We start from the raw sequence: 13,609 nt of genomic DNA on the forward strand, positions 1-13,609 counted from the left end.
CGCCGACTGAGCGATCAGGCCGACTGAGCGATCACGGCGACCATGAAGCTCACGGCGACCGTCAAGCTCACGGCGACCGACCGTCAAGCTCACGGCGATCACGGCCACCCACCCCGCTCGCCGTCAGGCGCCCGCCTCCGCCAGATAGCGGGTGAGCGCCGCCACGACCAGCGCGTGGTCCTCGACCTGCGGGAGGCCGGAGACGGCGACGACCCCGACCACGCCGACTCCCGCCACCCGCAGGGGGAACGCGCCGCCGTGCGCCGCGTACAGGTCGGGGTCGAGCCGCGAGGACTCCTCGAAGCTGCCGCCCTTGGCCCGGAACCGCTCGCCGACCAGCAGCGACGAGGCGTGGTAGCGCTCGACGACCCGCGCCTTACGGGCCAGCCAGGCGTCGTTGTCGGGGGTGGTGCCGTCCAGGGCGTGGTGGAAGAGCTGCTGACCGCCGCGCCGGATGTCGACGGTGACGGCGGCGCCGCCCTCGCGGGCCATCTCGACCAGCAGGGAGCCGAGCCGCCAGGCGTCGTCGTGGGTGAACCGGGGGAACACCAACTCCGCTTCCTGCGCCACGAGTTCGGCGACGCGCTCGCCACCGGGCGCGGTCACAGCGCCACCGTCCGGCCCTGCGCGGCCGAGAGCTTCGCGGCCTCCAGGACGTCCAGGGCGGCGGCGGCCTCCAGCGCCGTGACCGGCGGCGGGGTGCCGTCGCGCAGGGAGGCCAGGACACCGGCGTAGAAGGCGGGGTAGTCGCCGGGCACGGACGGCACCCGGCGCGAGTTGTCGTCGGTGCCGACGGTGCCCCACGAGGACTCCGGCTCCGCGCCCCACGCCGTGCCCTCGCCGGGGCGCAGGCCCTCGCGCAGCGCGGCCTCCTGCGGGTCAAGACCGTAGGTGACGTAGCCGCCGAGGCTGCCGAGGACGCGGAAGCGCGGCCCGAGGCGGGCGGTGGTGGCGCTCATCCACAGGTGGGAGTGGACGCCGTTGGTGTGGGTGACGGCGATGAAGGTGTCGTCGTCCGCGGCGGCGCCGGGCCGCTGGACGTCGGACTCGGCGTACACCAGGGCGGCCGGGCCGAACAGCGCGAGCGCCTGGTCGACGAGGTGGCTGCCGAGGTCGTACAGCAGGCCGCCGATCTCGGCCGGGTCGCCGGACTCGCGCCAGCCGCCCTTGGGCTGCGGGCGCCACCGCTCGAACCGCGACTCGAAGCGCTGCACCTCGCCCAACTCGCCCTTGTCCAGCAGCCCTTGGAGGGTGAGGAAGTCGCTGTCCCAGCGCCGGTTCTGGAAGACGGAGAGCAGCAGGCCGCGGCGCTCGGCGAAGGCGGCCAGTTCGCGCGCCTCGGCCGCGGTGCCCGCGAGCGGCTTGTCCACCACGACCGGCAGCCCGGCGTCCAACGCGGCGGTGGCCAGCGGCACATGGGTGCGGTTGGGGGAGGCCAGGACGACCAGGTCCAGCTCGGACGCGCGCGCCCACAGCTCGTCGGCCGCCGCGGCGAACCGTACGTCCGGGTGCTCGGCCAGCGCCTGGGCGCGGCGCTCGGGGCTGCCGGTGACGATCGTGTCGAGGACCAGGCCCTCGGTGGCGGCGATCAGCGGGGCGTGGAAGAAGGAGCCGGCCGGGCCGTAGCCGACGAGGCCGACGCGAAGGGGAGTGCCGGAGGTGCTCATGCGCTCCACTTTGGCAACAGTGTTGCCAAAGTGCAAGCGGGCGGGACAATGGCGGGGTGAACCCGTCCGCGCCCGGCGCCAACCTCCCCGCCCTCCGCAGCCACAACGCCGCGCTCGTCCTCGGCCTGCTCCGTACGGCCACGCTGTCGCCCGCCGACGCAGGCACGGACAGCGGCGGTACGGACAGCCGGAGTACGAGCGGCGGCGGCACGGACAGCGGGGGTACGAGCGGCGGCGGTACGGGCAGCGGCGGTACGGACGGCCGCGCGCGGGGCATCAGCCGCCTGGAGCTGGCCGAGCGGACCGGCCTCACCCCCCAGGCGGTCAGCAAGATCACCGCCCGGCTGCGGGCCGAGGGACTCGTCGAGGAGGCCGGGCGGCGCGCCTCGACCGGCGGCAAGCCGCGCACCGAACTGCGGCTCGTCAGCGGCGCCCGGCACGCCGTCGGCGTCCACCTCGACGGGGAACGGCTCACCGCCGTCCTCACCGACCTCACCGGCCGTACCGTCGCCGAACGCGAGGCGCCGCTGGACCTCGGCCTGCCCGTGGAGTCCGCGCTCGCCGCGATCGTCCACGAAGTACGGCTCATCGCCGCCCGCGCCCCCGGCGCCGTCCTCGGCGTCGGCGTCGGCATGCGCGGCCCCCTCGACCACCGCACCGGCACCCTCCACCGCGTCACCGGCTTCCCGCACTGGCAGGGCGTCCCGCTCCGCGCCCGCCTGGCCGCCGCCCTCGGCCTCCCGGTCGCCCTCGACAAGAACACCAACGCGGCGGCCCTGTCGATCCTGGCCGAGGCCGTCCCGGCGGGAAGCGTCCCGACCGGGGCCGTTCTGGCCGGGACCGGGGAGGGCTCACCGCCCCCGGCCGCCGCCCCCGGCGAGTGGTCCGCACCGACGGAGTCCGCCCTGGCCCCCGTCACAGCCCCGGCCCCCGTCCCCGCCCCGGCCCCCGGAGCCGGTCGTCCCGCGTCCGGAGCCGGTCGTCCCGCGTCCGAAGCCGGCGGTCCCGCGACGGAGTCCGACCCCGCCCTTGGCGGCGAGCCGCCGACGGCGGCGGAGTCCGCAGCCGTCCGTCCCCGCCCCGCCGCAGGCGGCCCCCCGGCCTTCGCGTATCTGCACCTCGGGGCCGGGCTCGGCGCCGGGCTGGTGCTGGGCGGGGAGGTGTACCGCGGCGGGCGGACCGGGGCGGGGGAGTTCGGGCACCAGGCGGTGGAGCTGGGCGGGGTGCTGTGCGAGTGCGGCAACCGGGGCTGCCTGGAGGCGCTGTGCCTGGCGGCGGCCGGGCGCGGCGACACCGTGGGCGCGGCCCGGCTGCTGGGCGTCGGGGCGGCGAATCTGGTCGCGCTGCTCGACATCGACCGGGTGGTGCTGGGCGGCAGGACCGTACTGGCCGCGCCCGCCGTCTTCGCGGAGCAGGTCGCGGCCGTGCTGGCCGAACGCGGCCGGAGCGTGCCCGTGGGATTCGCCGCGGCGGGCCCCCGCGCGGTGGCCGAGGGCGCCGCCCTGCTCGTCCTGGCCCCGCTCTTCGGCAATGTCCTCACCCACGCCTGACGCGTCCCCGCCCGCCCGTGAGCAGGGCTCCGGGACCGGGCACCCCGTCCGGTCTGCGAGGATCGGGCAATGGCCGACGCAGATCCGCAGAGCCCGATCCGGGCGGGCATCCCGGAGCACGGGCGGGTGCCGAAGTACTTCGCCGTCAAGACCCGCCTCGAAGTCGTGCTCGACGAGTTGGGCGAGGGCGGACTGCTGCCCACGGAGCGGGAGTTGGCGGCCCGCTTCGAGGTGGCGCGGGAGACCGTACGGCAGGCGCTGCGCGAACTGCTGATCCAGGGCCGGGTGCGCCGCAGGGGCCGCGGCACCGTCGTGGCCGGGCCCAAGCTGGAACAGCCGCTGTCCACCGACAGCTACACCGAGGGCGTACGGCGGCAGGGCCGCGTCCCCGGCCGTAATCTGATCGCGCTGGAGCGGCTGCCCGCCGACCCCGGTCTCGCCGCCGAACTGCGGCTCGCGCCCGGCGACCCGGTGTGGCACATGGAGCGCGTGCTGCTCGCCGACGAGGAGCGGGTCGGCCTGGAGAGCACGTATCTCGCGGTGGCCCGACTGCCGCACCTGGAAAGGGACTTCGCGCCCGACACCTCCTTCTACGCCTTTCTGCGCGAGCGGATCGGCGTCGAGCCGGTCTCGGTGGACGAGCGGATCGAGACGGTGCTGGCCACACCGCGCGAGGCGCTGCTGATCGGTACGCCGCCCGCGCTGCCGATGCTGCTGCTGCACCGGTCGAGCCGGGACGAGGCGGGCGAGCCGCTGGAGCGGGTGCGGTCGCTCTACCGCGGCGACCGCTTCAGCTTCACCGTCCACATGGAGAAGAGCGACCGGCGGGGCTGAGGTCCCCGGTGGCCGACGTCTCCTTTTTAGTCACGAAATGATAACGGGTCTAGTCCAAGCTTGGAGACCTGTTCACCCGGACGTCGGTAGCCGGACGCGAGACGGCCACCCTCCGCCGCGAATCTCGACGGCGTGAGAGTCACTGTCGTAGGAGCCGGAGCGCTGGGCACGATGCATGCCTGGCACGCAGTCAACCGCGGCCACGAGGTCGTCCACCTGGAGCGCGAGCGGGAGGCCCGCGGCGCGTCCGTGCGCAACTTCGGCCTCGTGTGGGTCGGCGGCCGGGCGGCCGGTGCCGAACTGGAGACCGCGCTGCGCGCCCGCGAGCTGTGGGAGGGGATCGGCGCCCGCGTGCCCGGCGTCGGCTTCCGCGCCAACGGCTCGCTCACCGTGGTCCGCACCCCGGCCGAGCGGGCCGTCGCCGAGGACGTCCTGGGCCGCCCCGACGCCGCCGAGCGCGGCTACAAGTGGCTGTCGCCCACCGAGGTCGCCGCCCACAACCCGGCCCTGCGCGGCGAACTCCTCGGCGCCCTGCTCTGCGAGCGCGACGCCGCCGTCGAGTCGCGTGTCGCCCTGCCCGCCCTGCGCGCCCACCTCGAAGCGACCGGCCGCTACACCTTCGTCGCCGGCCGCGAGGTCCGCGACGTCGACACCGGCCTGGTCCGCGACGACCACGGCACGTCGTACGCCTCCGACAGCGTCGTCGTCGCCACCGGCGCCTGGCTGACCGGTCTCGTCAAGGAACTCGCGCCGAGCCTGCCGGTACGCAGGGTCCGGCTCCAGATGGCGCAGACCGACCCGCTCGGCGAACCGCTGACGACCTCCGTCGCCGACGCCGACAGCTTCCGCTACTACCCCGCCTACGACGGCGCCGCGCTCGACGCCCTGCGCGCGGGCCAGCCGCAGCCGCCGGTCGCCGCCGAGCACCGCATGCAACTGCTCATGGTCCAGCGCCTCGACGGCGGCCTCACCATCGGCGACACCCACGAATACGACGAAGCCTTCGCCTTCGACGTGATCGAGGACCCGTACGACCACCTGCTGGAACGGGCCGCCGAACTCCTCGGCCGCCCCCTGCCCAAGATCCGCCGCCGCTGGGCCGGGGTGTACGCGCAGTGCGCCGACACCACCCGGGTCGTCCACCGCGAGCAGGTACGCGACGGCGTGTGGCTGGTCACCGGCCCCGGCGGTCGCGGCATGACCTGCTCCCCGGCGATCGGCGAGGACACCGCGAACGAGATCGGCTGGTGAACGACATGACCGAGACCACGGCGGCTGCCGCCGCCCCCGCACCCACGGAGCCGGGACCCGCCGCCTCCGCCTCCGCCCCAGGCGATACGTCCGACCTGCGGCTCGTCGTCCTCGACATGGCCGGGACCACCGTCGCCGACGACGGGCTGGTCGAACTGGCCTTCTCGCGGGCGGCCGAGGAGCTGGGGGTCGAGCCCGGCAGCGCGGACCACAGCGCCAAACTCGACTACGTACGCGCCACGATGGGCGAGTCCAAGATCACCGTCTTCCGCGCCCTGTTCGGTGACGAGCGGGCGGCACGGCGCGGCAACGCGGCGTTCGAGACCGCGTACGCCGCACTCGTCGACGGCGGCCGGTGCGCGCCGCTGCCCGGCGCGCGCGAGACGATCGACGCGCTGCGCGAGACGGGCCGCAAGGTCGTCCTGACCACCGGCTTCTCCCGCGTCACGCAGGACGCGATCCTCGACGCGCTCGGCTGGCGCGACGTCGCCGACCTCACCTTGTGCCCGGCCGACGCGGGCCGTGGCCGCCCCTACCCCGACATGGTGCTCACCGCGCTGCTGCGCACCGGCACCGACTCCGTCCGCCAGGTCGCGGTGGCCGGCGACACCGCCTACGACATGCTCAGCGGCGTCCGCGCGGGCGCCCCGCTGGTCGCGGGCGTCCTGACCGGCGCTCACACCGAGGCTCAGCTCATCGCCGCGGGCGCCACCCACGTCCTGGCCTCGATCGCCGAACTCCCCGCCGCCGTCGCCCGCCGGGAGACCCCGCGATGACCGCCGCCGACCACCCGGCGGCGGAGCCGACGCCCGCGCCCCCGCGCGCGGGCACGACCGGCCCCGCGGGCATCCGGTTCGCGCAGGTGACCGTTGCCTACCACGGCCAGACGGTGCTGGACTCGCTCGACCTGACCGTCGAGCGCGGGGAGGTCATGGCGCTGCTCGGCCCGTCGGGGTCGGGGAAGACGACGGCGCTGCGGGCGGTGGCGGGGTTCGTGCGGCCGGTCAGCGGGCGGGTGGTGATCGGGGGACGGGACGTGACGGACCTGCCGCCGTACCGGCGGGGCATCGGGATGGTGGTGCAGCAGTACGCGCTCTTCCCGCATCTGCGGGTGGACCAGAATGTGGCGTTCGGGCTCAAGGCGCAGAAGGTGCCGCGCGGCGAGGTGCCCGGGCGGGTGGCGGACGCGCTGGAGATGACCGGCATGGCCGCGTACGCCCGGCGCTATCCGCGGGAGCTGTCCGGCGGGCAGCAGCAGCGCGTGGCCATCGCCCGCGCGCTGGCGATCAGGCCGGGGGTGCTGCTGCTCGACGAGCCGCTGTCGGCGCTCGACGCGCAGCTCCGCTCCGGGATGCTCACCGAACTGGCCCGGCTGCACCGCGAGTTGCCCGAGGTCTCGATCCTGTACGTCACCCACGACCAGATCGAGGCGCTGACGCTCGCCGACCGTATCGCCGTCCTGGACAAGGCCAGGCTCCGGGACTGCGGCACCCCGCACGACCTCTACCGGCACCCGCGCACGGCCTTCACGGCCTCCTTCGTGGGCAACGCCAATCTGCTGAACGTCAGGGCGGGGGAGGACGGCGCCGTACGGCTGGCGGACACCACCCTCCAGGTGGCCGCGAGCGGTACGGACGGCCCGGCGCCGGGCGCCGAGGCGACGCTGTGCGTCCGCCCGCACGCGCTGCGGCTGGCCGCCGCATCCGGGGAAGGCGGCGGCAACGTCCTGCGCGGCACCGTCACCGCCGTGCAGTGGCGCGGCCACACGCACCGGCTGCTCGTCGCGGCGTACGGGCACGAACTGCGCGCCGACGTAGGGGACTTGCGGCAGCCGCCGCGGGCGGGCGACGAGGTCGGGCTGACCTTCGCGGCCGAGGACGCGGTGCTGCTGCCCGCGGGGCTCGGCGCGGGAGGTGTCGGCGTTGGCTAGGACGACGCAGGCGCCGCTCGTACCGGAAACGAAGCCGGGCGCCACACCGGACACCCCACCGGACGCCACAGCGGACGCCCGACCGGCCGCGCGCACCGCCACGTCCGCCGCGGACAAGGGCGGTTCGCGGCGGCTGACCGTGCCCGGCCCGCTCTGGGCCCTGCCGCCCCTGGCCGCGATCGGCTTCTTCTTCCTCTATCCGCTCTTCCTCGTCGGCAAGCAGTCCCTCTCACCGGACAGCGGCGGCCACTCCGTGTCCGCGTACACCGACGTGTTCACGGAGGAGTCGTTCCGCAAGGCGCTGTGGAACACCGTGTGGATCGCGGTCGGTTCGACCGCGGGCTGTCTGGTCCTCGGCTTCGTCCTGGCCCTGGTGATCGCCTTCGTGCCGTTCCCCGGCGGCAAGGCGCTCAGCCGCTTCATCGACATCTTCCTGGCCTTCCCCTCCTTCCTGATCACCCTCGCGCTGCTGTTCCTCTACGGCACCGTCGGCATGGCCAACGGCCTGTGGACGGACGTGACGGGCGGCGCGAGCGGCAGCGGCCCGATCGACTTCCTGCGCACACCGTGGGGCGTACTCCTGGCGGAGATCACGTACTTCACGCCCTTCGTGATGCGCCCGCTGCTCGCGGCCTTCTCCCAGGTGGAGACCGCCCAGTTGGAGGTCGCCTCGTCGCTGGGCGCGCGGGCGCCGCGGATCGTACGGCAGGTGATCCTCCCCGAGGCGCTGCCGTCGCTCGCGGCGGGCGGCAGCCTCGTCCTGGTCATGTGCCTCAACGAGTTCGGCATCGTGCTCTTCACCGGCGCCAAAGGCGTCACCACCCTGCCGATGCTCGTCTACAGCAAGGCGATCCTCGACGGCGACTACCCGGGGGCGTGCGTCGTCGCGGTCGTCGCCGTCGTGCTGTCGGTGACGCTCTACGGCCTCTACCGGGCTGTCGTGGCCCGTACCACCACCCTCGCAGGAGGCTTCACCGGAGGTGCCCGCCGTGCTGGTGCATAGCCGCAGCGGTCGCTGGACGGCCTGGGCCGTCTTCTTCGTCCTGTTCCTGCCGGTCTTCGCGCTGCCTTTCCTCGTCGTGCTGATGGCGTCCTTCGCCACCAACTGGAGCGGCGCCTTCCCGTCCCACCCGACGCTGACGCACTATCAGGACATCACCAAGGGCGACTCGGCGCACGCCCTGACCACCAGCCTGTGGACGGCGCTGGCCGCCAGCGTGCTGGCCCTGCTCGTCGGCGGCTGGGCGGCGCTCGCCGCCGAACGCCTGCGCGGCTGGCAACGGCGCCTGCTCGACACCCTGTTCATGCTGCCCGTCGCCGTGCCGTCCGTCGTGGTCGGCCTGTCCCTGCTGGTCGCCTTCTCCAAGCCGCCGCTGCTGCTCAACGGCACCCGCGAGATCGTGATCCTGGCCCACACCGTCCTGGTCACCGCCTTCGCCTACCAGTCCGTGAGCGCCGCGCTCGTCCGCCTTGACCCGGCGTACGAGCAGAGCGCCGCGAGCCTGGGCGCGCGGCCCGCGTACGTGCTGTGGCGGATCAGGCTTCCGCTGCTGCTGCCCTCGCTCACCGCCGCCGCCGGACTCTGCTTCGCCCTGTCCATGGGCGAGTTGAGCGCCACGATGATGCTCTACCCGCCCGACTGGCTGCCGCTGCCGGTCCAGATCTACGGCGCGACGAACCGCGGTTCGCTCTACTCGGGCGCCGCCCTGGCCGTCGTCCTCATGGTGACGACCCTGCTCGTCCTGCTCGGGATGTCCCGCGTCCGCACCCGGGCCTCCTACCGCTGACCCCCTTTTCCCCTTTCTCCTTCCCGATTGACCACACCCAGCAAGGAGTTCGACCTGCCATGCGCAAGCGCAGCCCCATCACCCCGCTCACCGCCGTCGCCGGCACCCTCACGCTCGGTCTCGCCCTCGCCGCCTGCGGCGGCTCCTCCGACTCCGGCTCCGGTTCCTCGGACGGCAAGGCGTCCACCGAGGTCACCGTCTACAGCGCCGACGGCCTGCACAACGAGGCCGGGGACGGCTTCTACGACAAGGTGTTCAAGGACTTCACGGCGAAGACCGGCATCAAGGTCAACTACGTCGAGGGCGGCTCGGGCGAGGTCGTGCAGCGCGTGATCCGCGAGAAGTCCAACACCAAGGCCGACCTGATCGTCACGCTGCCGCCCTTCATCCAGCAGGCCGACGCCAAGGGGCTGCTGACCACGTACAAGCCCGCCGGTTCCGACAAAGTCGACGCCGCTGACAAGGGCGCGGACGGCAACTGGACCTCGATCGTCAACAACTACCTGTGCTTCATCTACAACACCGAGGAACTGCCGACCCCGCCCAAGACCTGGAACGACCTGCTGGACGGCAAGTTCAAGAACAAGCTCCAGTACTCCACCCCCGGTGTCGCGGGCGACGGCACCGCCGTCGTCATCAAGGCCATGCACGACTTCGGCGGCCAGGCCCCGGCGATGGAGTACCTGAAGAAGCTCCAGGCCAACAACGTCGGCCCGTCCGCGTCCACCGGCCAGCTCGCCTCCAAGGTCGACAAGGGCGAACTGCTGGTCGCCAACGGCGATGTGCAGATGAACTACGCGGACCAGGCGACGATGCCGCACCAGGGCATCTTCTTCCCGGCCGCCGACGCCTCGGGCAAGCCGACCACCTTCGCGCTGCCGTACGCGGCCGGGCTGGTGAAGAACGCGCCGCACGAGGACGCGGCCAAGAAGCTGCTCGACTACTTCCTGACCACCGAGGTCCAGCAGGAGGTCTCCTCGATCGGCGGCGGCTTCGCGGCCCGCACCGACGTGACCGCGACCGACGCCAACGCCGCCGAGCTCAAGCAGATCATGTCGGGCGTGGACGTCTTCACCCCCGACTGGTCCGACATCGACGCCCACCTGACCGACTACGTGGACGCGTGGAAGACCGCCACCGGAAGCTGACTCCTGGCCGAGCGGCAGGTCACCGGTCAGCCGGCCGTTGGCTGACCGGGGGACCGCCGTGACGCGGCGGCCGACCAGCACGCGAGACGGCCGGGGCGGGTGCCATCCGCCCCGGCTACGCTGGTGAGTGAAGCCGTGGGCAGAAGCCGGCGTGCTGAGGCCGTGGGCTGAAGCCGTGCGCGGAAGCGGCGCGCGGATGCCGCGAGCGGATGCCCCGGGCGCGAGCTGTGCGAGGAACAGGAGAGCGGAACCCGTGTCGACACGCAGGCCCATCGAGTCGTGGCTCACCGACATGGACGGGGTGCTGATCCATGAGGGCACGCCCATCCCGGGCGCCGACGCCTTCATCAAGGGGCTGAAGGAGTCCGGCAAGCCCTTCCTGGTGCTCACCAACAACTCCATCTACACCCCGCGCGACCTGCACGCCCGGCTGACCCGCATGGGTCTCGACGTACCGGTCGAGAACATCTGGACGTCCGCGCTGGCCACCGCCAAGTTCCTGGACGACCAGCGCCCCGGCGGCACCGCGTACGTGATCGGCGAGGCGGGGCTGACCACCGCCCTGCACGACGTCGGCTACATCCTCACCGACACCGACCCGGACTACGTCGTCCTCGGCGAGACCCGCACCTACAGCTTCGAGGCGCTCACCAAGGCGATCCGGCTGATCAACAACGGCGCCCGCTTCATCGGCACCAACCCCGACGAGACCGGGCCGTCCCCCGAGGGCGTGCTGCCCGCGACCGGCTCCGTGGCCGCGCTGATCACCAAGGCCACCGGCAAGGACCCCTACTTCGTGGGCAAGCCCAACCCGCTGATGATGCGCGCCGGGCTCAACGCGATCGGCGCGCACAGCGAGACCAGCGCGATGATCGGCGACCGGATGGACACCGACGTGCTGGCCGGCCTGGAGTCCGGCATGACCACGTTCCTGGTGCTGACCGGCCTCACCGCGCCCGCCGACATCGACCGCCACCCCTTCCGCCCCTCGCGCGTCGTGAACTCGATCGCGGACCTCGTGTCGGAGATCTGAGCCCCGGCCCGCAGCCCCCAGCGCCGGCCCCCGAGCCGGCGCGCGGCCCCCGGAGCCCCGGGCCCGGGAAAGCCGAGCCGACACACCGATTCGTCACTCTCCGTAGAGCGTCCCTCACCCTGATGGACGATTGAGGCGCCCCTCGGGGTGCGGGCGGCGGCCGTCGCAGGGATGTTCGTAAGCACCGGGCGCGAGTCCCCGCTCCCGGACGAGCGGAGGTCTCCATGTTCGGTCTGAAACTGCCCGTCATCGCCGCAGCCGGTGCCGTCGGAGTGTTCGCGCTCGGTGGCGCCTCGGGGCTGCCCAGCCAGGCGATCGCCGACTCGGGCGGAGGGGGATCGTCGTCCTCTTCCTCCTCGTCGTCGTCCTCGTCCTCGTCGTCCAGTTCCTCGGACTCGATGGACGTGTCGCCCGCCAGCGTGGCGCCGGGTGGTGTCGTGAGCCTGCACCTGGAGACCTCCTGCAAGTCCGGCGGCAAGGCCCGCGCCAGCGCCGAGGTCTTCGTGGACACCGTCACCCTCGCCCCGGCGAGCGACGGCTCCCACTCGCTCGAAGGCACCGCGTTCATCAAGTCCGACGCGGTCGACGGCTCGTATGAGATCTCCGTCGAGTGCAACGGCTCCTCCAGTTCCGCGTCCGCGTCCGTGACGGTCACCGGCGCCAGCACCTCGCTGCCGATCGCGCCCGTCCCCGCGGGCGGCGGCGGTACCGCGCAGCTCGCGGCCGGGCCCGGCACGGCCGGTTCCGACACCAGCGCGCTGCTGGTCACCGGCGGCTTCGCGGCCATCGGCCTGGCGGGCCTCGTGATCCACCGGCGCCGCAGCTCCGACCGCGGCTGACCGGCATGGCGGAAGGGGCGGAGGCCGCGGGCGGCGGCGAGGACGGTCCACGGCCCGACAACAGGACCTGGACGACCGCGGCCGTCGCCCTCGTGCTGCTCGCGGCCTGGCTGTTCGGGCACGACGGCGGCGGCAGCGGCACGGAGGCCACCCCCGGCGGCCGGGCGCTGGCCGCCGCCGCTGCCGACCGCCCGCGCGAGGTCTACGCCCCCCACCTGCCGATGGCCGCCTCCACGCCGCTGCGCATCGACATCGCCTCGATCGGGCTGCACGCCAAGCTCGTCGGCCGCGGCCTGAAGGACGGCGCGGTCGACCCGCCGCCGTACGCCACCCCGGACGTCGCGGGCTGGTACCGCGACGGACCGTCGCCGGGAACGGCGGGCGCGGCGCTGATCGTCGGCCACGTCGACACCGAGACCCGCGCGGCCGTCTTCTACGGGCTGAGCACCGTCGAGCCGGGCGCGCTGGTGGAGGTGACCCGCGCGGACGGCACGGTCGCCGAATTCTCCGTCGAGGGCGTCGAGGTGGTGGAGAAGGACCACTTCGACGCCAACCGGGTGTACGGGTCCTCCGGGCGCCCGGAACTGCGGCTGATCACCTGCGGCGGCTCCTTCGACAAGGAGAAGCAGGCGTACTCGGCGAACGTCGTGGTCTTCGCGGCGCTGACCGGCAACCGCACGACCTGACGCACGCAGTACGACCTGACGCACGCTGTACGGCCCGAGGCGCGTGCGCCCGACGCACGTACGGCCCGACGGCGTCCGACCCGACGCACGTACGGCCCGGCACGCGGACGGCCCGGCACGCGTGTCGAGACCCGCATCCCTCCCGGGGTGCGTACCGCGCCCGGCCGGTGGCTCGCCTCCCCCGCGAAGCCGCCCGGCCGGGCGCTCCTCACCCTCGGGCGCCTGGACTGCGGGAGGCGTCCGGCGCGGCCGGGGGAGTGGGGGGAACCGTGGGGGCGTGGGGCAGTTGGGTCCTGAAGCGGATGAGCACGGCGCCGTCCACGGCGTGGTGCACCTGGACCCCGTCGATCGTCACCGGGTGGGCCGCGGCCTCGGCGAGCCGCCTGCACAGGTCCCTGGCCTCGTCGCGGGCCGGTTCCGGCACCGGCTCCGCGCCGTCGCCGGGCAGCCCGTGGTCGTAGCCGTAGTCGGTGACCGCGACCGCGCAGTGCCCGCCGTCCACGCCCAGGGTGACGCGGTAGCGCCGGGCCAGGCTGTGGGCGACCAGGTAGGCGCAGGCCAGTGAGGTGGCGTCGGTGATCAGGGCGCCGATCCCGCCGTACGGGCCGCCGAGCGTGTCGAGGGCGGCGCGGGTCATACGGGCCGCCAGTTCGTCGCTGCCGGGCAGGCGGCCGACGGAGAAGGTCCAGGACACGTCGAGCACCGGGCGGTCGGCTTCGCGTGGGGGGAGGTACGCGGATGCCGCGAGCTTGACCATGGGCAAACCAAGTCCTGGCGTCGTCGGGCCGTGCCTGAGCGGACGGGAGAGTACGGGTCTGAGCGCCGCGACCGGGGTCGCGGGCCGCGAAGTGCCCCACACCCTAGAACACCGAACTCCCGCGCAC

14 protein-coding genes are annotated in these 13,609 nt (G+C 73.7%); 11 read left to right on the plus strand and 3 right to left on the minus strand.

Annotated features, from left to right (window positions below):
• Positions 1-123 precede the first annotated feature (123 nt).
• The gene (locus tag ACZ37P_RS16320) at positions 124-606 is read right to left on the minus strand and encodes a heme-degrading domain-containing protein (protein WP_355343140.1); all 483 of its coding nucleotides are present in this window, start codon (positions 604-606) and stop codon (positions 124-126) included.
• Positions 603-1,667, minus strand: coding sequence for a Gfo/Idh/MocA family oxidoreductase (locus ACZ37P_RS16325; protein WP_467346923.1), 1,065 nt, complete (start codon positions 1,665-1,667; stop codon positions 603-605). The genes ACZ37P_RS16320 and ACZ37P_RS16325 overlap by 4 nt, the downstream gene beginning before the upstream one ends.
• Before the next feature lie 275 nt (positions 1,668-1,942).
• Between ACZ37P_RS16325 and ACZ37P_RS16330 the strand changes: the two genes are divergently transcribed.
• From ACZ37P_RS16330 to ACZ37P_RS16380, 11 genes are all read left to right on the plus strand, one after another.
• Positions 1,943-3,217, plus strand: a complete 1,275-nt coding sequence (locus ACZ37P_RS16330; RefSeq protein WP_467347225.1) for an ROK family transcriptional regulator — start codon at positions 1,943-1,945, stop codon at positions 3,215-3,217.
• Positions 3,218-3,286: 69 nt separating this feature from the next.
• Entirely contained in the window at positions 3,287-4,051 is a 765-nt protein-coding gene (locus ACZ37P_RS16335; protein WP_355343149.1) for a GntR family transcriptional regulator, read from the plus strand.
• 132 nt (positions 4,052-4,183) lie between these two features.
• Positions 4,184-5,302, plus strand: a complete 1,119-nt coding sequence (locus ACZ37P_RS16340) for a TIGR03364 family FAD-dependent oxidoreductase (protein ID WP_391047079.1) — start codon at positions 4,184-4,186, stop codon at positions 5,300-5,302.
• A 5-nt stretch (positions 5,303-5,307) separates the two neighbouring features.
• A complete protein-coding gene (locus ACZ37P_RS16345; RefSeq protein ID WP_467346926.1) occupies positions 5,308-6,078 on the plus strand; it encodes a phosphonatase-like hydrolase in 771 nt (256 codons plus the stop codon).
• Complete coding sequence (locus ACZ37P_RS16350; protein ID WP_467346927.1) at positions 6,075-7,232, plus strand: ABC transporter ATP-binding protein; 1,158 nt, start codon at positions 6,075-6,077, stop codon at positions 7,230-7,232. Before ACZ37P_RS16345 ends, ACZ37P_RS16350 begins: the two co-directional genes overlap by 4 nt.
• Positions 7,225-8,235, plus strand: coding sequence for a 2-aminoethylphosphonate ABC transporter permease subunit (locus ACZ37P_RS16355; RefSeq protein ID WP_467346929.1), 1,011 nt, complete (start codon positions 7,225-7,227; stop codon positions 8,233-8,235). The genes ACZ37P_RS16350 and ACZ37P_RS16355 overlap by 8 nt, the downstream gene beginning before the upstream one ends.
• Positions 8,222-9,019 carry an ABC transporter permease gene (locus tag ACZ37P_RS16360; protein WP_391163942.1) on the plus strand — a complete coding sequence of 266 codons (798 nt, stop codon included), beginning with the start codon at positions 8,222-8,224 and terminating at the stop codon, positions 9,017-9,019. Before ACZ37P_RS16355 ends, ACZ37P_RS16360 begins: the two co-directional genes overlap by 14 nt.
• A gap of 59 nt (positions 9,020-9,078) precedes the next feature.
• Positions 9,079-10,167, plus strand: a complete 1,089-nt coding sequence (locus ACZ37P_RS16365; protein WP_467346931.1) for a 2-aminoethylphosphonate ABC transporter substrate-binding protein — start codon at positions 9,079-9,081, stop codon at positions 10,165-10,167.
• A gap of 253 nt (positions 10,168-10,420) precedes the next feature.
• On the plus strand, positions 10,421-11,200 hold the full coding sequence (locus ACZ37P_RS16370) for an HAD-IIA family hydrolase (RefSeq protein WP_355343169.1): 780 nt from the start codon (positions 10,421-10,423) through the stop codon (positions 11,198-11,200).
• A gap of 224 nt (positions 11,201-11,424) precedes the next feature.
• A complete protein-coding gene (locus ACZ37P_RS16375) occupies positions 11,425-12,039 on the plus strand; it encodes a hypothetical protein (protein ID WP_391163940.1) in 615 nt (204 codons plus the stop codon).
• A gap of 5 nt (positions 12,040-12,044) precedes the next feature.
• Positions 12,045-12,725: a class F sortase gene (locus tag ACZ37P_RS16380; protein WP_402713166.1), complete on the plus strand. Its 681-nt coding sequence runs from the start codon at positions 12,045-12,047 to the stop codon at positions 12,723-12,725.
• A 208-nt stretch (positions 12,726-12,933) separates the two neighbouring features.
• Here the strand turns inward: ACZ37P_RS16380 and ACZ37P_RS16385 are convergent, their stop codons facing one another.
• On the minus strand, positions 12,934-13,482 hold the full coding sequence (locus ACZ37P_RS16385; RefSeq protein ID WP_355343174.1) for a hypothetical protein: 549 nt from the start codon (positions 13,480-13,482) through the stop codon (positions 12,934-12,936).
• Between the last annotated feature and the right edge of the window lie 127 nt (positions 13,483-13,609).

Source organism: Streptomyces sp. NPDC024632 (assembly GCF_055559175.1).